The sequence below is a fragment of the Nocardiopsis sinuspersici genome (genome assembly GCF_001998325.1).
Taxonomy (GTDB): domain Bacteria; phylum Actinomycetota; class Actinomycetes; order Streptosporangiales; family Streptosporangiaceae; genus Nocardiopsis; species Nocardiopsis sinuspersici.
Genome location: NZ_MCOK01000001.1, coordinates 4559856 through 4579465, shown reverse-complemented (window position 1 = coordinate 4579465; position 19610 = coordinate 4559856). Strand labels below are relative to the sequence as shown.

Annotated in this window: 18 protein-coding genes; 8 read left to right on the top strand and 10 right to left on the bottom strand. The window is 71.8% G+C overall.

Going from position 1 to position 19610, the window contains the following annotated elements:
- Positions 1-59: 59 nt before the first annotated feature.
- Entirely contained in the window at positions 60-911 is an 852-nt protein-coding gene (locus tag NOSIN_RS19745) for an ABC transporter permease (protein WP_077692180.1), read from the top strand.
- A 61-nt stretch (positions 912-972) separates the two neighbouring features.
- On the opposite strand, the gene NOSIN_RS19740 is transcribed toward NOSIN_RS19745, so the two are convergent.
- Positions 973-1803, bottom strand: coding sequence for a class I SAM-dependent methyltransferase (locus NOSIN_RS19740; protein WP_077692179.1), 831 nt, complete (start codon positions 1801-1803; stop codon positions 973-975).
- Between the two features lie 67 nt (positions 1804-1870).
- Between NOSIN_RS19740 and NOSIN_RS19735 the strand changes: the two genes are divergently transcribed.
- Positions 1871-2509, top strand: coding sequence for a TetR/AcrR family transcriptional regulator (locus NOSIN_RS19735; protein WP_077692178.1), 639 nt, complete (start codon positions 1871-1873; stop codon positions 2507-2509).
- Positions 2510-2690: 181 nt separating this feature from the next.
- Here NOSIN_RS19735 and NOSIN_RS19730 read toward each other — a convergent pair whose 3' ends face one another.
- The 5 genes from NOSIN_RS19730 to NOSIN_RS19710 all read right to left on the bottom strand — a co-directional run bounded on the left by NOSIN_RS19730 (position 2691) and on the right by NOSIN_RS19710 (position 8674).
- Positions 2691-3977 (bottom strand): alpha/beta hydrolase family protein, encoded by a 1287-nt coding sequence (locus NOSIN_RS19730; RefSeq protein WP_077692177.1) that lies wholly within the window; start codon positions 3975-3977, stop codon positions 2691-2693.
- 346 nt (positions 3978-4323) lie between these two features.
- The gene (locus NOSIN_RS19725) at positions 4324-4881 is read right to left on the bottom strand and encodes a hypothetical protein (protein WP_077692176.1); all 558 of its coding nucleotides are present in this window, start codon (positions 4879-4881) and stop codon (positions 4324-4326) included.
- 436 nt (positions 4882-5317) lie between these two features.
- A complete protein-coding gene (locus NOSIN_RS19720; protein ID WP_077693669.1) occupies positions 5318-5971 on the bottom strand; it encodes a response regulator in 654 nt (217 codons plus the stop codon).
- Positions 5972-6169: 198 nt separating this feature from the next.
- On the bottom strand, positions 6170-7798 hold the full coding sequence (locus NOSIN_RS19715; RefSeq protein ID WP_077692175.1) for a sensor histidine kinase: 1629 nt from the start codon (positions 7796-7798) through the stop codon (positions 6170-6172).
- Between the two features lie 291 nt (positions 7799-8089).
- A complete protein-coding gene (locus NOSIN_RS19710; RefSeq protein ID WP_077692174.1) occupies positions 8090-8674 on the bottom strand; it encodes a TetR/AcrR family transcriptional regulator in 585 nt (194 codons plus the stop codon).
- Between the two features lie 80 nt (positions 8675-8754).
- Between NOSIN_RS19710 and NOSIN_RS19705 the strand changes: the two genes are divergently transcribed.
- A complete protein-coding gene (locus NOSIN_RS19705; RefSeq protein ID WP_077692173.1) occupies positions 8755-9648 on the top strand; it encodes an oxidoreductase in 894 nt (297 codons plus the stop codon).
- Positions 9649-9819: 171 nt separating this feature from the next.
- Here NOSIN_RS19705 and NOSIN_RS19700 read toward each other — a convergent pair whose 3' ends face one another.
- From NOSIN_RS19700 to NOSIN_RS19685, 4 genes are all read right to left on the bottom strand, one after another.
- Positions 9820-12393: a penicillin acylase family protein gene (locus NOSIN_RS19700; RefSeq protein ID WP_227015371.1), complete on the bottom strand. Its 2574-nt coding sequence runs from the start codon at positions 12391-12393 to the stop codon at positions 9820-9822.
- A complete protein-coding gene (locus NOSIN_RS19695) occupies positions 12393-13208 on the bottom strand; it encodes a hypothetical protein (protein WP_193371968.1) in 816 nt (271 codons plus the stop codon). The genes NOSIN_RS19700 and NOSIN_RS19695 overlap by 1 nt, the downstream gene beginning before the upstream one ends.
- Positions 13209-13319: 111 nt before the next feature.
- Positions 13320-13544 carry a hypothetical protein gene (locus NOSIN_RS19690; RefSeq protein WP_077692172.1) on the bottom strand — a complete coding sequence of 75 codons (225 nt, stop codon included), beginning with the start codon at positions 13542-13544 and terminating at the stop codon, positions 13320-13322.
- Between the two features lie 10 nt (positions 13545-13554).
- On the bottom strand, positions 13555-14031 hold the full coding sequence (locus NOSIN_RS19685; protein WP_236743403.1) for an ATP-binding protein: 477 nt from the start codon (positions 14029-14031) through the stop codon (positions 13555-13557).
- A gap of 235 nt (positions 14032-14266) precedes the next feature.
- On the opposite strand from NOSIN_RS19685, the gene NOSIN_RS19680 reads away from it, so the two are divergent.
- The 5 genes from NOSIN_RS19680 (at position 14267) to NOSIN_RS19660 (ending at position 19576) form a co-directional block, all read left to right on the top strand.
- Positions 14267-15133, top strand: a complete 867-nt coding sequence (locus NOSIN_RS19680) for a helix-turn-helix domain-containing protein (protein ID WP_236743402.1) — start codon at positions 14267-14269, stop codon at positions 15131-15133.
- The gene (locus tag NOSIN_RS19675) at positions 15130-15339 is read left to right on the top strand and encodes a DUF397 domain-containing protein (protein WP_077692170.1); all 210 of its coding nucleotides are present in this window, start codon (positions 15130-15132) and stop codon (positions 15337-15339) included. Before NOSIN_RS19680 ends, NOSIN_RS19675 begins: the two co-directional genes overlap by 4 nt.
- A 210-nt stretch (positions 15340-15549) precedes the next feature.
- Positions 15550-15735 (top strand): hypothetical protein, encoded by a 186-nt coding sequence (locus NOSIN_RS27310; protein ID WP_077692169.1) that lies wholly within the window; start codon positions 15550-15552, stop codon positions 15733-15735.
- Complete coding sequence (locus tag NOSIN_RS19665) at positions 15720-16610, top strand: dihydrodipicolinate synthase family protein (protein WP_077692168.1); 891 nt, start codon at positions 15720-15722, stop codon at positions 16608-16610. Before NOSIN_RS27310 ends, NOSIN_RS19665 begins: the two co-directional genes overlap by 16 nt.
- Before the next feature lie 434 nt (positions 16611-17044).
- A complete protein-coding gene (locus NOSIN_RS19660) occupies positions 17045-19576 on the top strand; it encodes an ABC transporter permease (RefSeq protein ID WP_077692167.1) in 2532 nt (843 codons plus the stop codon).
- Positions 19577-19610: the final 34 nt, after the last annotated feature.

The following is a 19610-nucleotide window of genomic DNA, read 5'->3' as shown; positions in this document are numbered from 1 at the left end:
TGCGGGAGAGGCGGGATACCGGGCGGCAGGCGGAGAGGCGGCCCGGACGAGAGGCGGGCGTGCGACCAGGACGGCGGGCGGACGGGCAGCACGGACTCGGATCGGCGAAAGCGGTCGGGGCGACCGGCCGTCGGCGGTCGGACCTGCTCCGGGAGGTCGCCGCCGAGTGGGTGCGGCAGTCGTCGCTGCGGTCCACCTGGTGGGCCGTCGCCGCCGCGCTGGCGGGCATGGCCCTGTTCGCCGTGCTCATGGGCTACACGGAGTGGACCCGGATCCTGGAGAACCCCGACGAGGCGGACGGCCGCGCTTTCATGCGGCTCACCTCGCAGGGGCACTTCTACCTCGTGCAGTTCGCGGTGCTGATCCTGGCCGCGCTCGCCTCGACCGGGGAGTTCACCAACCGCAGCGTCACCAGCACGCTGCTGTGGCGGCCGAACCGGGGAACGGTGCTGGCGGCGCGCACGCTGGTGACCGCCGGGCTGGCCTTCGTGGTGGGCGCGCTCGCCACGGTGGTCGGGGTGGCGGTGCTGGCCGGGTTCGTCGGCTGGTACACCGACGTCGACGTCGCGGGTGCCCTGGCGACGGCGCTGAGGGCGGGCGTGTGCATGGCTCTGTTCGCCGTGCTGTTCGTCGGCCTCGGCACGGCTCTGCGCAGCATGTCGGGCACGTTCACCGTGGGATTCCTGCTTCTCCTGGGGTTGCCGCTGGTCATGCAGCTCTCCGGGGTGCAGATGATCAACGACCTCGCGGCGCTGATGCCGGGGATGGCGGGGATCGAGTTCTACGCGGGCGGCGACGTCGGGTTCTACACGGCACCGCACGACGGGCCCGTGAACATCGCCGCGGTGGCGGGCTGGGCCCTGGCCGCGCAGATCGTGGCCCACACCGAGCTGCGCGTCCGGGACGTGTAGGGCGCGGGCGGGGCCGGTGGCGCGGTGGTTCCCGCCCCGCCCCGCCCCGAACCGGCGCGTGTCACACGCGCACGGCGCTGACCAGCCAACCCGAGTCGCCGACCCGGACGCCGTCAGCGGTGTGGAAGGCGGTCAGCCCCTCCACCAGCTCCTCGCGCACCCTGTGCCGGGTGGCGTCGTCGAGTCCCTCCAGACATGACCGCACCATGCCCTGCCCGCACACGAAGTCCGCGGCGTCCACCGGGTCCGCGCCCAGGACGGCGACGGACTCGACGCGCTCGATGTCCGTGTCCCGGAATCCCGACGCGCTCAGGAGCCCGTGGACGACGTCGCGGCTGCCCAGGGACATCATGCGGCGGGTGGTGGGGGAGGGCTTCGCCATGTGCGGGCGCAGCGCGGCGGTCGCCCGCGCGTACTCGCCGTCGGGCTCGGCGGCGCCGGGGACGAGGAAGGCCAGGCGTCCGCCCCGGCGCAGACCCCGGCCGAAGTTGGCGAACGCGCACACGTGGTCGTCGAAGAACATCACCCCGCCCCTGCTGACCACGGCGTCGTAGCCCTCCCGAGGGAAGGGGTGGACCTGGGCGTCCGCCTCCTCGAAGGAGACGTTGGCCAGGCCCCGGGCCCGCTCTTCTGCGGCGGCGACCATCCGCGCCGAGATGTCCACACCGGTGGCCGAGCCGTCCACCGCCCTCGCGGCGGCCTCCCGGGTGAGCTGGCCGGTGCCGCATCCCACGTCGAGTACGTGCGAGGAGGCACCGACACCGGCGGCGTCCAGGATCAGCGCGTTGTACCCCTCCACGAGGCCGTCGTAGCGGTCCGGGTGCTCCACCCAGTGCTCGCCGAGCCATCCGTTCCAGACCTGCTGCTGCTCGGTGTTGGTCACCTCGGACATGGTGTCCTCCCAGCCAATTCCACTAGTGTCGCTCACTAGTGACTTACTCTAGTTATAAGCTGCTGGCATGAACCAGGTCAAGACCGGGGGAAAGCGTGCCGAGAAGGCGCGGATGACCCGCATGCGCATGCTGGAGGCCGCCAAGGAGCTGTTCGTGGCGAACGGTTTCGGGGCCACGCCCATGCAGGACGTCGCCGACCGGGCCGGGGTCGCGGTGCAGACGCTCTTCTACACGTTCGGCACCAAGAAGGCCCTGCTCAAACAGGTGGTCGACACGGCGATCGCCGGTGATGACGAACCCGTGCCGACCCTGGAGCGCGCCTGGTTCCGCGACGCGGCGGGCAGACCGGACGCCCGGTCCGCGCTCGAAGCGCACGTGGACGGCACGGGCCGGGTGCTGGCCCGCGTCGCCGGGGTGTCCGAGATGCTGAGGGTCGCCGCCGCCACCGACCCCGCCGTGGGCGGTCTGTGGGGCGAGGACGCCCCGGCCGATCCCCGCTACACGGTCCAGACCGCCTTCGCCCGGGCCCTCGTGGACAAGCCCGGGGCGGCGCCCGGTCTGGACGCCGCCAGTGCGGCCGACGAGTTGTACGCGGTGCTGGGCCCCGAGCTGTACCTGGCGCTCGTCCGGGACCGGGGCTGGCCGCACGAGCGGTGGGAGGACTGGGCACGTGAGGTGCTGACCGCCCGGCTGTGCGCCTCCTGAGTACCGCGGGTCCCGGGCGCGCGGTTCCCGGGCACGCGGGTCCTGGACACCACGGCTCCGGTGGCCCGCTCCGCACGGCTCTGCGCCGGTCCGCTTCGGTCCGGTCCGCTTCGCTCCGGCCTGTTCTGCGCCGGTCCGGTGGGTGACGGGTCCCGGGAGAGCTCTCCCGGGACCCGTGTCATCAGTCGTGGCCGACGAACTCCATCTCGGGGAAGTCGGGGGAGGGACCGTCCAGGACCGGGGTGTCCTGTCCTCGAAGGTGGGTGTCGAAGAAGGCCGTGACGTGGGCGCGCTGGGTGCGGACGGATCCCTCGGGGTCGACGGTGCCGATCGCCCCGGACACCAGGTTCCTCCAGGCGTCACCGCCGGGGTGGTGGTACTCCTCGATGGCGGGCAGGATCCACTGCTGGTCGGTGTAGCTCATGTGCTCGCCGTCGGCCATGTACAGCTCCAGGACGTGCGCGGACGAGGCCTCGACGAACATCCGGTAGCCCGGGCTGTACCCGCTGTGGTGCGGTTTCCGGGCGCTGCCGGACAGCCCCGCCGTCAGGAGCGCGAACGGACGGTCGGTCCCCCGGAGGTTGGACTCCGCCCACACCTCGTCGCCCACGTGGTAGCCGATGCTGCCCTCCATGTTGATACCGGCGTCGACGCGGTCGTCCACCAGCATGACCTCGGCGGCGGTGAACCCTCCGGCGGAGTGGCCGAACATGCCCACCGCGTCCATGTCCAGCGCCTCGCCCAGTCCGGCGGGCGGCTCCTGGCCGCTCGCGTCGGGGCTGCCGCCCCCGGCCAGCTCGGTCAGGCCGTCCAGGACGAGGCCGACGTCCTCGCTCCGGACCGCGATGACCTCCCGGGCGACATCGGCGCTGTAGGAGGGCGCGTTCGTGCGCAGGACCCGGCCGTCGGGCATGTCCACGGCCAGCGTCTCGTACGGGTGGTCCATGGCCGCCACCACGTAGCCGTGGGAGACGAGCTCCTCGATGTTGGAGGTGTTGAGGAACCGGGACTCCCGGAACCCGGGTGAGTAGAGGACCACGGGGAAGGGGCCCGCGTCGGAGACGGCCGCGTCCTGGAGGGCGTTGGCGCGGGAGGCGGCGAGGTCGACGGCGTCGCGGTGGAGCCCGCCCTGTTCCAGCTGGCTCTTCAGCGCACCGGCGACGGAGGGCGTGACGTAGGGCGCGGGTTCGGCTCCGCCGTCCTCGCCGGCCGGATACCAGACGCTGACCATGACGTCCCGCGTGGTGGCCTCCTCCACCCACGGGTGGCCCCGGTCGGGGTCCACGAGGTGCAGTTCGGTCCGGCCGACGGCGTACGGGCCGGTGGGTTCGGGCGGTGTGAGGACCAGGCTTCCGGAGTCGGTGACGGCGGTGACGACGGTGGGGATCGAGAACGTCGCGGCGAGGACGAGCGCGGCCGACCCGTAGGCGAGTATGCGCTTCCTTCGGACGGAGCTGGCGGTGATCATGTCCGTATCCTCCGTCGCCGGGCCTCACCCGCGCATCGCCTGGTCGGCAACGGCCGGATAGGCACAAAGGGGTAGACGCGCGAGGGGACGAAGGGACGAAGGGACGAAGGGACGAAGGGGCGAGGGAGCGAGGCGCGGGGGAGCGGACGGGCGGGGGAGTGGACGGGGCGGGGGAGTGGACGGGGCGGGACCCGCGGGCACGCGTGTGTGGAAGGGCCCCGGGGACCCCCCGCTTTCCATGAGACCGCAGCGGCCCCCACACCGCCAGACCCGGTTCGCGCCTGTGGACAACCGGGCCCGCACCGCGGTTCCGCGTCGCGGCCCGCACCGCGATGTGGAGCCGAGGTCAGGGAACCCCGTAGCCCATCGCGCCTGTGAGGTCCCTCCAGTTCGAGACCAGGGAGCTCCACGCCTGGCCGCACTCCGTGTCCGACTCGTGTTCCTCGGAGGTGAACCAGTCCTCGCAGGGCTTGAGTGCCTTGACCGTCTCGTCCATTCCGTCGATCGCGGTGGAGACGTCGGCGTACTCCTCGGGGGCCGGGCTTCCCTCGATCTCCTCGCGCATGGGCTCGACCACGTCGTCGGTGATCCCGGAGCGGATGTGGTCGAGGCCGCAGCTCTTCTCCGCGTTGGCCGACATTCCCGGAGCGCAGTAGGACAGCGTGGCGTTGAGGTCGCCTATCTGTGAGTCGAACCGGTTGAAACGCGATGTGTCGGGGGAGTCGTCCGAGCTGGGCGCGGGGGCGGCCGACTCGGGGGATACGGAGACCAGGCTGTCGGGATCGTCCTGGGAGTTGCCGCACCCCGCGAGCAGCAGGGCCAGAGCGGGGACGAGGCCCGCCCGGACGGCGCGTCGCGCCGGGCGTGTGGATCGGGAACGGGGCGTGTGCTTGATCGGGACCACTGGCGAAGCCCTCTCCGAACAGGGGGTTTGGGGGATAGGGCACACGTTAACGGGGCTTCGGGCGAAGCGACAGGAGTACGGCGGATCGGATCGGACGAGTTCCGGGCGCCACCGGCGGGCCGGCGACGGGCCACCGACGGGCCGACTGCGGCGCCCGGGGCGCGGTGCCCGGGGACCGCGGCGTTCGGACAGGTCGGCGCGCGTCCGCCGAGAACGCCCCTAGGGCATGTATGGCGGATACTCACCCTGCTGCGCGACGCCCCAGCGGCACCCTCACTGCGTTCTCATCAGTCAACAGCCAAACCAGGATGCTTCCTTCTTCGGCCTTGCGAGGCCACCACCGGATACGCCCGCCCGTCTCCCTCCCACCGCCCTCAACGGTCGCGCTTCGCGCGCAGCGCTCTCCAAACGACGGGCGGCATCCACCACACACGCCCTAGACCAGTCCGGCCTCGTAGGCGAGGATGGCGGCCTGGACCCGGTTGCGCACGTCGAGCCGGGTGAGGATCGACCCCACGTGCACCTTGACCGTGCCCGACGCGATGGCCAGACGGCGGGCGATCTCGTCGTTGGGGCACCCCTCGCCGACCAGCGCCAGCACCTCGCGTTCGCGCTCCGTGAGCTGCCCGACCCGCTCCCGGGCCTCCGACGCCCGGGACAGCCGCCCCCCGGAGGCGTCCAGCTCGTCGATCACCCGGCGCGCCACCTCCGGCGACAGGTACGCTCCGCCGTCCGCGACCGCGCGTAGCCCGTCCACCAGTTGGCGGGGGTCGCCGCTCTTGAGCACGAACCCGCCGGCACCGCCGGAGAGGGCCCTCGCGATGTAGGCGTCCTCGGAGAAGGTGGTGAGGATGACGACCGCCGTCCCCGGGTACCTCGCGGTGATGGCCTCCGTCGCGGCCAGGCCGTCCGTGCCGGGCATCTGCACGTCCAGCAGGGCGATGTCGGGCCGGTGCTCGGCCACCAGGGCCACGGCGGCGGCACCGTCCTCGGCCTCGCCCACCACCTCGATGCCGGGCACCGCGGACAGGATCGCGCGGATACCCGCGCGCATCATCGCCTCGTCGTCGGCGAGGACGACTCTCAGCACCCCGTCACCGTCTGTCGCGTTCACGCCGACACCCTACTCGGCGCCCGGTCGGGGGAGCGTGCGGAGGCCGTACGCCCCACCGCGCGACGGCCACCGGCCCCGACGCGCGGCACCCGCACCACCTGCGGCGGCCACCGCGCGCACCGTGTGGAGGACACCCGCCCCACCGCGCGACGCACGGCACCCGCCGGACCCGCCCTACTCGACGCGCTGGATCTCGTCCTTGTCCACCAGGACCCCGTCCGCGAAGCACAGCCGGTACACCGGCGGCAGTCCGTTCTCGTTCCGCACCAGGTAGAAGGAGCACCGGGCGCCGGGCGGCTCCGGCGGCCGGTTCGGCACGGACTGCTCGGGATAGGCGAACCGGGGCAGCATCCGCTCCACCCGCTCCTGGTCGTCTCCCACGGACAGCCGCTCGTAGCGCTCGGGCGGCAGGACGGTGCTGGTGCTGATCCACGCCAACAGCCCGAAACCGACCAGTACCGTCCCCAGTCCCAGGGCGACCGGGACGGTCACGGCGGTGACCAGTCGGCGCCGGGCACGGTCACGGGCCTCGCCGTGGGCGCGCCGGGTCTCCAACGCCTCGGTCCCCTCCTCCGCGCCACCGTCGGCGCGGCCGCCACCGGAGTCCGGGACGGTCGCCCGCACGGTGAACCCCGCACCGTCCTCCGGACCGGCGTCGAGGCTGCCGCCGAACTCTCCCACCAGGGAGCGCAGCCCGGCCAGGCCGGACCCCTCCTGCCTGCGTGCGGGCAGGATCGCGTCCGCGCCGGAGCCGGTGTCACCGACCGACACCCTGGTCCGGTCCGCCTCGCGGACCACCCGCACGGTCACCTCGGCCCCCGGCGCGTACTTGGCCGCGTTGGTCAGGGCCTCCCGGACCACCCGGTGCACGACCGCGCCGCCCGGGGCCGCCGGGTCCGGGTCGGGACCCTCCCGCAGCAGCCGGACCGGCATCCCGGCGTCCGAGGCGCGCTGGACCAGGGCGGCCACCGGTTCGGGGGCCTCGTCGTCATCGGCGTCCTCGCCCCCCTCGCCTCCCTCACGCAGCACCCCGATGACCTCCCGCAGCCGCAGGTTGGCCTCGTGCGCGGCCGTGCGCAGCTCACCGGCCGCCCTCCGCTGCTCGGGGTCGTCTTGGGCGGTTATCTCCAGGGCGGCGGCGCGGATCGCGATCAGTGCGAGGTCGTGCCCGAGGGAGTCGTGCATCCGCCCCGCGATGCGGGCGCGCTCCCGGAGGCGGGCCCGGTCGGCCTCGGCGGCACGGGTCCGCTCCATGCGCTCGGCGATCTCCCAGCCGCCCCGTGTCGCGTTGTGGTACAGCCGCTGGTACCGGCCGAACAGCCACGGGGCGAACGTGGTCAGGGCGATGGCGAGGGCACCGCCCAGCCAGTCCACGAAGTCGGACAGGAACGCACGGACGTCGGAGCCGAACATGATCCCCGACAGCAGGTACAGGACGAAGGTGAAGGCACACGCCACGGCCACCGTCGCGACCATGGGCCGCACCCGGTCGGAGCGCAGTCCCGCGAGGAGGGACAGGGCCATCACGGCCAGCCACGGGGAGAGCGCGAAGTTCGGCACCAACTGGAGGGCGTTGGCCGATATCTGCAGGGTCGCACCGGCGAGCATGACGCCCACGGCGGTGAGCGGGAGGGAGCGGCGCAGGACGGCCGCGATGCCCAGGGCGAGGAGGAGTACGTACGTTTCGAGGAGCGGTGGCCGGTCGCGGGCACCGAACAGTTCGACCACGATGAACAGGCCCAACAGCGCCCACAGGGCGGCCTCGGTGGCCGGGCGGCTCCACCGGCGCAGTCTTTCCCGCATCACCACAGATTAGGCCGTGCTCCCTCTCCGCCTCCCCGGCGACGGCCTCCCGCGCCCCGCCCCGGACCCTCCCGGACGCCCATGCGCCGCTTTCGGCCCTCCCGCCTCCCGCGCACCGCCTTCAACCCTTTCCGAACGCCCACGTGCCCCACCGGTTCATCCCCTTCCCTCCGGCCGGAAGACGGGCGCCATCGCGGCGTCGGGTTCTCGCGTCGCGGTGTACTCGCGATCGCGCGGTCGGCTTCGTCACCGCTGGTCCCGGTCGCGGGGGGATCCGCCGGGAAGCGCCCGTCAGCGCGGGGCCAGGCCCTCGAAGAGCACGTGGACCACGTCGGCGAGGCCCGCGTCGACCTCCTCGGGGGAGACCGTGGCGCTGAACACGGTGATGCCGTGCAGGGTCGCGGACACGACGGACGCGAGGACCACCGGATCGCCGCCCGCGATCTCACCGGCGGCCTGGCCGTCGACGATGGGCCGCACCAGCATGTCCTTCAGCCGCGACACGGCGTCGGCCAACTGCTCGGAGACGTCGGGATCGTGCTTGTGCGCGTACATCAGGTCGAGCAGCGCCTTGTGCTCCATCGCGAACCCCACGTAGGCCCTGGCCATGGCGAGGACCTGGGCACGCGCGCTCCCTCCGGAGGCGGACGCCTCCGCCAGCCGACCGATCAGCCGCTCGAAGCCGGTCAGCGCCAACGCGTCCAGCAGCGCCTGCTTGTCCCTGAAGTGGCGGCCCGGTGCGGCGTGGCTGACCCCCGCCTCGCGGGCGAGCTCGCGCAGGGACAGCGCCGCCGGACCGTGCTCGGCCAGGGCGCGCTCCGCGTTGGCGAGCAGGGCGGCGCGCAGGTCTCCGTGGTGGTAGGGGCGGTCGGCCATGGGATCCAGGATAAGCGGATGTTCGCGCTGCCATCATTGGTCCCATGGACAACCCCTGAGGGCTCGCCTACCGTGGCGAGATGGACACCTCAGCGGTCAGAATCCCCGATCTCAGCGGCCGGACCGCGGTCGTCACCGGAGCCAACAGCGGTCTGGGCATCGAGACCACGCGTGTGCTGGCCAGGGCCGGAGCCCGTGTCGTGCTGGCCGTGCGCGACGAGGTGGGAGGCCGTGCCGCGGCCGACAGCGTGGACGGCGACACCGAGGTGCGCCGCCTGGACCTGGCGGACCTGTCCTCCGTACGCTCCTTCGCCGAGCGGTGGCGGGGCGACATCCACCTGCTCATCAACAACGCGGGGATCATGGCGGTGCCCCGGGGCAGGACCAAGGACGGCTTCGAGCTACAGTTCGGCACCAACCACCTCGGCCACTTCGCCCTGACCAACCTCCTCCTGGAGCACGTCACCGGCCGGGTGGTCACCGTCTCCTCCAGCATGCACCGGATGGCCCGGGGCATCGACTTCGACGACGTCGACCTGGAGCGGGGCTACACCCCCTACAAGGCCTACGCGCAGTCCAAACTCGCCAACCTGCTGTTCACACTGGAGCTCCAGCGCCGCCTGGACGCCGTGGGATCCCCGGTGCTCTCCACCGCCGCCCACCCCGGTTACGCGGCGACCAATCTACAGAGCCACGGCGCCAACCCGCTCTCCCGCGGGATCGCGATGCTGGGCAACAAGATCTTCGCCCAGAGCGCCGCGAACGGCGCCCTGCCCACGGTCTTCGCCGCCACCCAGGACGTTCCCGGCGGGGCCTACGCCGGTCCCAAGGCCATGGGCGGCACGCGCGGCGCACCCGCCCTCTCCAGCCGGAGCGAGGAGGCCTGGGACGGCCGCGCCGCCAAGCGCCTGTGGACGCTGTCGGAGGAGCTCACCGGGGTCTCCTTCCCGCTCCGGTCCGCCGAGCGGAACTGACGACCTCCCCTCCCCACGCCTCCCACCGCTCCGGGCCCGCCCACCCGGGCCCGCCCACTTGCGATGATCTTGCTCCCAGCGGCACTGTCGGTGCCTCACAGTGCCACCAAGAGCAAGATCACCGGCGGAGGAACCTCACGCTCGCGGCCGGCGCACCGGGGCCTCAGCGCATCAGGGCCTCAGGACCAGCTCGTCCGCGGCGGCCTCGCGGACCGCCTCCTCGCTGACCACGAACGGCAGGGTCTCGCCCCGGCTCCACAGCTCCAACTGGTCGTCGTAGTCGCCGTGGAACGCGTGGCCCGAGTTGCCGGTCAGGTGCACCCACGTGGAGGCGTCCCGGTCGGACAGGTCCACCACCATCCGCATCGACGGCACCGCGGTGATGGCGTACCCCTCGGTCGGGTCCCACCCGGTGGCGTTGACGATGCTGGACCCGCCGGAGCTCTCCACAGGACCCCGGTTGAACAGCCACTCGACCGGGCCGATGCCCGAGGTGCCGAACGACTCGTGGGTCGCGGTCAGGGTGTGCAGGTCGCCCCAGCGCCAGTCGGCGGGGTCCTCGCCCAGGCGCTCGGTCAGCTCGTCGGCCGCCGCGTCCATCGCCGCGGCGAGCACCTCCTCGCGCCCGTCGGCCTCCTCGCCCCGCCACCAGTGCGACTCCGGGTCCTCCAGCAGCCGTCCCACCACGTACATCCCGCGCGAACTGCCGCTCATCGTGTACGGCTCCAGCTCGTCGAACAGCAGCGGCAGCAGGTGGCGCCAGGTGGCCTGGTAGAACGCGGCCCCGGCGGAGTCCGCGTCGGTGAACAGGTCCCAGTCCCTCAGCAGCTCCTGCGCCTGGGCGGTGGTCCCCTCCACGTCCGCCTCCAACAGGTGGGGGACGACGTCGACGGCGCCGCCGTGGAACGAGTCCATGTGGATGCGCGACATGTCCTCACCGGTCACCGGGCCCTCGGCGATCGCCTCGTCGAGCAGGTCGTTGATCCGCTGCGACCGGTAGCCGTAGTCCCAGTCGCCGGTGAGCATGTGCTCGTAGTCCGCGTCCACGACCGACTGGTTCGCGGTGACGATGACGCCCGACTCGGGGTTGTACACGCTCGGCAGCTCGTCGAAGGGGATGTACTCCTTCCAGTCGTAGTCGGAGTCCCAGCCGGGGGCGGGGTAGCGGCCGTCGCCCTCGCCGCGGACCGGCACCGTGCCGGGGGTCTGGTAGCCGATGTTGCCCTCGTTGTCGGCGTAGACGAGGTTCTGCGCCGGGACGTCGAACTGGCTGGCGGCCTCGCGGAAGTCGTCCCAGTCGCGGGCGCGGTTCATGGCGAAGATGGAGTCCGCCGTGGTCCCGGGGGTCAGCGCGGTCCACTGGAGGGCGACGGCGTACTCGCCCTCCTCGGCGCCCTCCAGGTCGGGGTCCTCGGCGATCCCGGCTAGGTCGGCGCCCGCGGAGGTGTCGGACAGCAGCGGCCCGTGACGGGTGGAGCGCACGGTGATGTCGACGTCCTCGCCGCCCGCGACCTTGACGGTCTCCTCGCGGGTCTCCAGCGGCCGGGTCTCGCCGTCGACCACGTAGCCGTCGCCCTCGATCCGCTCCACGTACAGGTCCATGACGTCGGGGTTGACGTTGGTGAAGCCCCACGCGATCGACTCGTTCTGGCCGATGATCACGCCGGGCAGGCCGGAGAAGCTGAACCCGCTGGTGTCGAAGGGGCAGGCCTCGGACAGCTCGGTGCAGTGCAGCCCGATCTGGTACCAGGTGGAGGGCATCGCCGCGCCCAGGTGGGGGTCGTTGGCCAGCAGGGGCTCGCCGCTCTCGGTGTGCTCCCCGCCGACCACCCACGAGTTGGAGCCCAGGTCGGGGCTGCTGCTCGGGCCGAGCATCCGGGGGAGCGACGCGGCGGTCTCGGCCACGCCGGTGAGGGCGGAGACCGCGTCGGCGGGCAGTTCGGGGGAACGGCGCTCGTCGGCTTCCCGCAGGTCGCTCTCGCTCCCGTTCCCGTTCCCGTTCCCGGTCTCGGATCCGGAATCGGGCCCGGCTGCCTCGTGCTCGTCGGTGTCCGTGATGGGCTGGTGCTCCTCGAAGGGGTAGGCCGGGTAGAGCTCCTCGACCTGCTCCTTCGTCAGCCCGGCGTCGACCAGTTGGGCGCGCTGGGTCTCCTCCTGCATGTTGCCGCCCAGGTCCCAGGCCATGGCCTTGAGCCAGGCGAGGCTGTCGACCGGGGTCCACTCCTCGATCTCGTGGCCGCCGTTGAGCACGGAGAGCAGCCCGTACTCCAGGCTGGCCTCCGTGCCGTCGTTCTCGGCCAGCCAGGCGTTGACCCCGGCCGCGTAGGCGTCCAGGTAGTCCTGCGTCTCGGGGGCGAGGAGGTCGTACTCCTGCTCGGCGACGTGCCGCCAGCCCATGGTGCGCAGGTAGACGTCGGTCTCCACCTGGTCCGGGCCGAACAGCTCGGCCGTGCGCCCCGCCGTGACGTGGCGGCGGAAGTCCATCTCCCAGAAGCGGTCCTGGGCGTGCGTGAACCCCTGCGCCATGAAGAGGTCGTGGGTGTTGTCCGCGTAGACGTGGGCGACGCCGTGCTCGTCGCGCAGCACGTTGACGGAGGACTCCAGGCCGGGGACGGTGAGCTCTCCGGAGGTCTCCGGGAAGGACCTTCGGACCGTCCAGACCCCCAGGAGCGCGCCGACCAGGGCCAGCACCACCACGGTGGAGAGAAGGCCCAGAAGCACACGAACGAGGACACGCTTACGCATTACACCCATGCCGGAACCCTAGAGTGCGCCCGGTCACAGTCTCCAGAGGCGGGCGACACGTGGTCCCAATTGTTACCAACTGGTAGATCCCGGTGGACGCCCGCCGGTGGCGACGGTGAACGGGCGGTGTCCGTGGTGGACGCCGCCCGTTGGAGTGTTTCCCCGCGGTCGGCTCGTCCAACCCGGTCGAGGTAGAGGCGGATCACCGCGGCGAGGTCGCCCATGTCGTCGGCCACGCCTTCGGCGGGTGACGCGGGCCTGGCGGGGCCAGTGGGGGCGGTGGGGGCGGCGAAGGGGGTCGAATCGACGGGTCCGTCCAGCAGGTCGCCGGCCGGGACCCGGGGCCCGGGAATCAGAGGTGTGCGCCTCGGTGAGGGCGGAGGGGGAGGGGGAGAAGAGGAGAGGGGCGCCGCGGCCAGGTAGGGGCGGACCAGGGCGCCCGCGGCCTCGGCGGGGTCGGTCCCGCGCCTCTCGCTCACGTGCTCGCCGCCCTGGTGGTCGCCCCTCCATCGCGGGGAGGTGCGGCTCGCACTCGTTCGCCGGACGTCGTCGGCCGGGAAGTCCGGCGGGTCCTGCTCGGGGCGCTGACGCTGGTGCTGCCGCTGACGCTGGTCCTGCCGCGCGGATGCGGGCGGCGGTTCCCGGTGGCGGGGCGGCGGCGTGATCGCCGTCCTCTCGGGGCGGGGACGCCGGGGGTGCTCGGGGACGAACACGTAGGCCAGGGCGATGGCCAGCATCGCGGCGGTCAGCGCCCACACGCGTCCGGCCAAGCTCTGGCGGGGCCTGCGGTGTCGCCCGTTAGGGTGGTGCTCCACGGTCTTCCTCCTGCTTGCTCAGGTGGTTGATCGCGCCCCGGTCCGGTGGGTCCAAGCACCGGTCGGGGCACCTTCTCTTCTTCTGTGTCCGGTTCTGTGTCCGGGCGGGTGTCATTGGCCCCGGTGGGGCTGCGCTTCCCACTCGGTGGTGCGGATCCGCTCGTCGAGCTGCTGCGGAGTGGCCGCGCTCAGCGGCGCGACGTGGTGCGGGCCGAGGTAGAAGGCGAAGAAGAGGCGTGATCCCGGTCCCCACAGCACCCACCAGTGGCTGTGCAGTTGGTCCAAGAGACGGGCGGCCTCGTACTTGTCGGTGTCCTGATCGCGGTCCCACGCCACTCCGTGCTCCTCAGGCCTCGACGCTCTCGTGGGCGGGCGCGTAGGGGTCGATGTGCGCCCAGACCGTCAGGGGCCTGCCGGGTTCGCCGTCCCAGCCCCATTCCACGGACAGCCGGTCCACGAGGCGCAGACCCCGACCGCACGTGGCCAAGGCGTCGGCCTCGGGGGTCAGCCGCGGTAGGCAGACGGTCTGTCCGGGGCGCGGCCCGTCGTCGGTGACCGCCACGAGGAGGACACGCTCCAGCAGGTGCCGCATCTGGATCCTCACCCGCCCGCATTCGGCGCCGGAAGCGCTGTGCAGCCAGGCGTTGGCCACCAGTTCGCTGACCACCACCAGCACGGGAAAGGCCCGGTGTGCGGGCAGGCGGACGCCGCGCTGGCACCAACTGCGGATCTGAGCCGACTGCGAGGGCTGGGATCCGAAGAACGCCGTGCGCGTCCCCGTCCCCCCGCTGGGGAACCGGTGCGGCAGTCCGCTCCCGGGCACCCGCCACTCCTCCTTCACCGCCCGCCTCGGCCGAGGCACACCAAACCCGCCCATCGCAAACTCCCTCAGATCAACAGTCACCTGGTGTGTCTGTCTCTAAGCAATGAGTATGTAGACACACAGAGCGATGCGCAATAGATTCCAGGGAAATTTGCGCGGAGACTGATTGCCACAAGTTGGCTCTCTGGGTAGGGATGCGCCAAACTGGACACACCCCGGCTCCTGGAGGTCATCGGTGGGTCAGAGCCCAGCAGGCGTCACCCGGCGCACCATCGCCCGCGTCATGAAGCGCGCTCGTATCCGGGCGGGCATCAAGAGTGGAACTGCGGCTCGTCACGCCGACATCAGTCCAGGCACGCTGACCAAGTACGAGAAGGCGGAGAACCCCTGGCCCGTACCGATCGTGTACGTGCTCAGCGAGTTCTACGGGCTGTCTCAGGAGGACAGAGACAAGCTCGTTGACCTGGCCAGGCAGAAGGAACTCGGCTGGTGGCACAGGCACCGGGACATTCCCGAGTGGTTCGAGTCCTACGTCGGCCTGGAATCCGAAGCGCACACCGTGCTGAACTACGAGGACGGCACGATCCCCGGGCTGCTCCAGACTGCCGACTACGCCCGTGCCGTGCTCTCGGCCGACGTCGATGCCGACTCGGACGAACAGATCGAAGCTCACGTCACCGTGCGCCTGCAACGGCAGAAGCGCCTGACCGAAGACTCTCCCCTCCAGTTCAATGCGGTGGTGAACGAGAGTGCCCTCTACCGCACCGTCGGTGGCGCGAAGATCATGCGCGAACAGCTCTCGATCCTGTTGGAACGTGCTGAGCTGCCCAACGTGGACCTCCGCGTCCTGCCTTTTGAGTCCGGCGCCCACCCCGCCAGCGAGGGAAGCTTCGTCCTCATGCAGTTCCCCGACTTGCTTGCTGATGTCAGCTTCGGGGACGTCGTTCTCGTTGAATACCGGGCAGGTGCCCTCTACCTGGAGAAGGATCCCGATATCGACCTCTTCTCGCGCATCTTTCAGCAGATCCAGGGCCAGGCTCTAAACCCTGAGGAATCCGTCAAACGCATCCAGCGCGTCCGCAGCGAACGATACGAAGGATGAGGCACAAGGTGGTTTTCAACGAGGCCGAGCGCGTGGCCTGGCACAAGTCCAGTTACTCCGGTGGTGGCGGTGGGAACTGTGTTGAGGTGGCGGAAGGGCGGAGCGTTCTGGTGCGCGACACCCAGCACCGTGAGCTCGGTGCCCTCGCCTTCACCGGCCCTGAGTGGAGCGGCTTGCTCGCCACCCTCAAGGCGCGTCAGCCGTAGCCGCACCGGGTACCTCGGAACCGTCCGGAGTCCCCGGACCAAGATGGGCCAACGGCCCACTTCCCGGCTGTCTCTCCGCCAGGTCCACGGCTTCGGCCGACCGTCCGATGTAGGCGGCCTGGTGTCCCAGCGCCGCGGGAACCTCCGCACGATCCCTCGTCCCCGGATGTCCGGGCCATGCGCGGGGCCCGAACCAAGGACCCGGCCGCGATGGGCAGGCTGTTGACCGACGCGCTGGCCGCTCGCGACCTGCCCTGGTCGCCGGGGGCGGCTGGGGGCAACATGTGGATCCCGCAGACCGGTGTCCCAAAGTCGGCCGTGGTCGAAGCCTTCGCCGCCCGGTTGCCGGCCACCCTCACCTCGATCAACCAGGAGAGACGATGTTCACCGGCCTGAGCGCCTTCCCCTTGACCCCGCTCAACGATGACCGCTTCGACGAGCAGGCCTACACCGGGCTCGTCACCCGCCTGGTCGAGGCGGGTGTCGACTCGGTCGGCGCGCTGGGATCGACCGGCTCCTACGCCTACCTGGACCGTGAGGAGCGTGGTCGGGTGGCCCGGGCCGCCGTGCGCTCGGCGGGCGAGGTGCCGGTGATCGTCGGTATCGGCGCGCTGCGCACCTCCCTGGTGCGCGCCTTGGCCGAGGACGCCCAGGAAGCCGGGGCGGCCGCCGTGATGCTGGCCCCGGTGAGCTACCAGCAGCTCACCGACGAGGAGGTGTTCGGGCTCTACGAGGAGGTCACAGCGGACCTGTCGGTGCCGCTGGTGGTCTACGACAACCCGGGCACGACGCACTTCACCTTCTCGAACGGGTTGTACGCGCGCATCGCCGAGCTGCCCAACGTGGCCGCGATCAAGATCCCCCCGGTCCCGCTGGACCCGTCCGCCGCCCGCGAGCGCGTCGGCGCGATCCGCGAAGCCGTTCCCGACCATGTGAGCATCGGGATCTCCGGCGACAGCGCCGCCGCCACCGGGCTGAACTCCGGCTGCCAAGCCTGGTACTCCGTGGTGGGAGGCACCGTGCCCGACACCGTGCTGCCCCTGGCCCGTGCCGCCCTCAACGGTGATTCCGCGGCCGCCGTGGCCGAGTCGGAGCGGCTGAAGCCGTTGTGGGAGATGTTCGCCGCCCACGGCAGCCTGCGTGTGACCGCCGCGATCGCCGAGCACCTGGGACTGGTCGCCCCGCACTGCCTCCCCCGCCCGGTCCTGGGCCTTTCCAACGCCGATCGGGAGCGGGTGGCCCGCCTGGCCGAGGAACTGCACCTGGCGTGAACCACACCAGCGCACGCACCAGGTGGGGGTTGACCCCGCTACGTCGTGGCCGTCGCGCCCACGCTCTCGGCGGCGCTGGTATCCCGGCGTGAGCGCTTCACCACCCGAAGCTCGTCTGCCGGGGGAAGCGTCGGATCGCACCCTGCTCCCGTGCCCTGCCTGCGGAACCCGTAGGCGTCTTCCTCAGGTCCGCGTCGACGTCCACCGCTTCGAGCTGTGGCCGTGGGCATCGCCGGAAGTCGGTCCGGGCTCCCACGAAAGGAGGGGGTCGGGCGGCCTGGAGCTCCTCCCGGAAACCGAGCCGGGTCCTTGCTTTCGCCAGAGGTGCCGGAGGACTCTCCGGACCTAGGCTCCCCGTGGCCCAGAAGGACACGGACAGGGGGAGAACGGGATGACGCGGAAGCCGAACACGGGTGCCGGGACGGTGGCCTGAGATGCTGCGCACCACCCTGGCGGGCCTGCGCCTGCACCGGGGCCGCCTGTTCACCACGGCCCTGGCCATCGTGCTGGGCGTCATGTTCGTTACCGGAACGCTGGTCTTCACCGACACCATGAGCGAGAGCTACAGTCGGCAGGCTCTGAGCGGTGTGGACGACTTCGACGCGCTCGCCGTCGCCGACCGGAGTGAGGAAGCCGCACCGACCGGGCTCGACGGGGAACTCCTGCGGGAGGTCCGCGCGCTTTCGGAGGTCGACGCGGCCGCGGGCCTGGTCTACGGCAGCGCCGCCCTGCTGGACGAACGCGGCCGAGCTGCGGGCCAGGTGGCGACCCTGGCGGTGTCGCTGCCGGAGGAGGAGGCCCTGCACCGCTACCCCGTCGTCGAGGGGCGTGCACCACAGGTCGCCGACGAGGTCGCGCTCGCCACCGCCACGCACCGCCAGACCGGCCACGGGATCGGCGACCGGGTGCAGGTGCACGGCGTCGACGGCCGGACGCACGAGTTCACCGTCGTCGGCTTGGTCAACGCCGGGGTCGACTCCCTGATGAACTTCCGGGGCACCCTGTTCTACACCCCTGATGCCACCGCCGCGCTGACCGGCCGTGACGACTTCGTGGAGATCGACGTCGTGGGCGCCGACGGACTGTCGCAGGAGGAGGTCGCCGAGGCCGTGGCGGCGGTCGTCGAAGCGGCCGGGGCCGAGGGCGTCGACGTCAGCACCGGTCAGGAGTACGCGGCTCTCCTGTCCGACGCCGCCAGCCTCCAGGCCGAGGTCTACGCCATGGCGCTGCTGCTGTTCGCCGCGGTCGCGGTGTTCGTCGGCGGGCTGGTCATCTACAACACCTTCGCCATCCTCATCGCCCAGCGCCAGACCGAGATGGCCCTGCTGCGCTGTGTCGGCGCCACGCGCTCCCAGGTCTTTCGCTCCGTGCTGCTGGAGGCCCTCATCGTGGGCCTGCTCTCCTCCGCCGTCGGAGCGGCCGCCGGCGCGGGGCTGGGCGCGGGCGGGTTCGCGGTGCTCAGCGCGGCCAACCCGGACATGGCCACCGCACCGGTCATCACGCCGACGGCGGTCGCGGTGGGCCTGGCCGTCGGCACCGTCGTGACACTGGTGTCCGCCCTGGTCCCGGCCCTGCGCGCGACCGGTGTCCCGCCGCTGGCCGCACTGCGCACCGGTGCCACCGCGCACGCCCCCGGAGGGCGCCGGGCCGGTGTGCTGCGGGCCGCCGCCGCGCTACCGTTCCTCGCCGCCTCCGCCGCGGTCTGCGCGTTCGCCCTGCGGGCCGAGCCGGGGCAGGCCGCCATGGGCATGGTCGCCGCCTCGGGGGTGGTCGCGTTCGTCGGCGTCCTGATCCTGGGCCCCCTCCTGGTGAGCGCGCTGACGGCCCTGGTGGCCCGGCCGTTGCGGCGCACGGGGGTGGCGGGCATGCTCGCCGTCGACAACTCCCGGCGCAGCCCCAGACGGGCCGCGACCGCGATGGTCGCCCTCACCGTGGGGGTCACGCTCGTCACCGGCTTCTCGGTGGTCAGCAGCACCATGGAACGGACGATCGACCACAAGCTCGACGCGCAGTTCCCCATCGACTACATGCTCTCCAAGTACTACGACGAGCAGGACACGGGCATCCCCGGGCGCATCGCGCAGCGGCTCCAGGACGACGGCGACTTCGACGAGGTCTACACGGTGCGGAGCGTGGACGCCGAGGTCGCCGGACGTATGTCGCGGGTGGATGCGGTCACCGGGATCTCACTCCAGGAGGCCGCCGGGGAGGCGCTTCTGGAGGGCGGTCTGGACGGAGCCCCGGGTACCGCCGTGCTCCGGGCGGACGCGGCGGCGGAGCTGGGCACGGGCGTCGGCGACACGGTCCCCGTCACGACCGAGGAGGGCCGGCGCGATGTCGAGGTCACGGCGGTCGTCGACCGGGAGACCATCCTCCCCGAGGTCACGCTCCCGCTGGAGGACTTCGGCGCCGGCTTCGACCGCGAGAACGACGACATCGTGTACGTGGTCCTGGCCGACGGGGTGTCCCAGGAACGGGCGCGCGCCGAACTGGAGTCGGTGGTGGCGGACGAGCCGACCGTCGCCCTGGACAACGCCGCCGCGATCAAGGAGCAGTACACGGGCATGATGGACCAGTTGTTCCTGGCCGTGCTCGGGCTGTTGGCGCTGACGATCGTCATCGCGGTGTTCGGCATCGCCAACACCATGGCCCTGTCGGTCCTGGAGCGCACCCGCGAGTCCGCGCTCCTGCGCGCCCTGGGGCTGTCGCGGGGACAGATGCGGCTCATGCTCGCGACCGAGGCCGTGATCGTCTCGGGGATCGGCGCGGTCGTCGGTGTCGCCCTGGGCGTGGTCTTCGGCGCCCTGGCGGGGCGGACGATGATGGAGGGAACACTGTTCGCCCTTCCCGCGGGCGAGATCGCGGCCTTCCTCGTGGGCGCCGGGCTGGTCGGCCTGCTCGCCGGGGTACTGCCCGCCCGAAGGGCCGCCCGCGCCTCGATCACCGAGTCCCTGACCGACCAGTGACCGGGCAGGTTCTGGTGAATCCGAAGTCCGCACC

Coding starts and splice junctions, on each gene's coding strand:
- NOSIN_RS19740 (WP_077692179.1), bottom strand. CDS start 1,803: ATGTCCGAGGTGACCAACACCGAGCAGCAGCAGGTCTGGAACGGATGG.
- NOSIN_RS19735 (WP_077692178.1), top strand. CDS start 1,871: ATGAACCAGGTCAAGACCGGGGGAAAGCGTGCCGAGAAGGCGCGGATG.
- NOSIN_RS19730 (WP_077692177.1), bottom strand. CDS start 3,977: ATGATCACCGCCAGCTCCGTCCGAAGGAAGCGCATACTCGCCTACGGG.
- NOSIN_RS19715 (WP_077692175.1), bottom strand. CDS start 7,798: ATGCGGGAAAGACTGCGCCGGTGGAGCCGCCCGGCCACCGAGGCCGCC.
- NOSIN_RS19710 (WP_077692174.1), bottom strand. CDS start 8,674: ATGGCCGACCGCCCCTACCACCACGGAGACCTGCGCGCCGCCCTGCTC.
- NOSIN_RS19705 (WP_077692173.1), top strand. CDS start 8,755: ATGGACACCTCAGCGGTCAGAATCCCCGATCTCAGCGGCCGGACCGCG.
- NOSIN_RS19700 (WP_227015371.1), bottom strand. CDS start 12,393: ATGCGTAAGCGTGTCCTCGTTCGTGTGCTTCTGGGCCTTCTCTCCACC.
- NOSIN_RS19675 (WP_077692170.1), top strand. CDS start 15,130: ATGAGGCACAAGGTGGTTTTCAACGAGGCCGAGCGCGTGGCCTGGCAC.
- NOSIN_RS27310 (WP_077692169.1), top strand. CDS start 15,550: ATGGGCAGGCTGTTGACCGACGCGCTGGCCGCTCGCGACCTGCCCTGG.
- NOSIN_RS19665 (WP_077692168.1), top strand. CDS start 15,720: ATGTTCACCGGCCTGAGCGCCTTCCCCTTGACCCCGCTCAACGATGAC.
- NOSIN_RS19660 (WP_077692167.1), top strand. CDS start 17,045: ATGCTGCGCACCACCCTGGCGGGCCTGCGCCTGCACCGGGGCCGCCTG.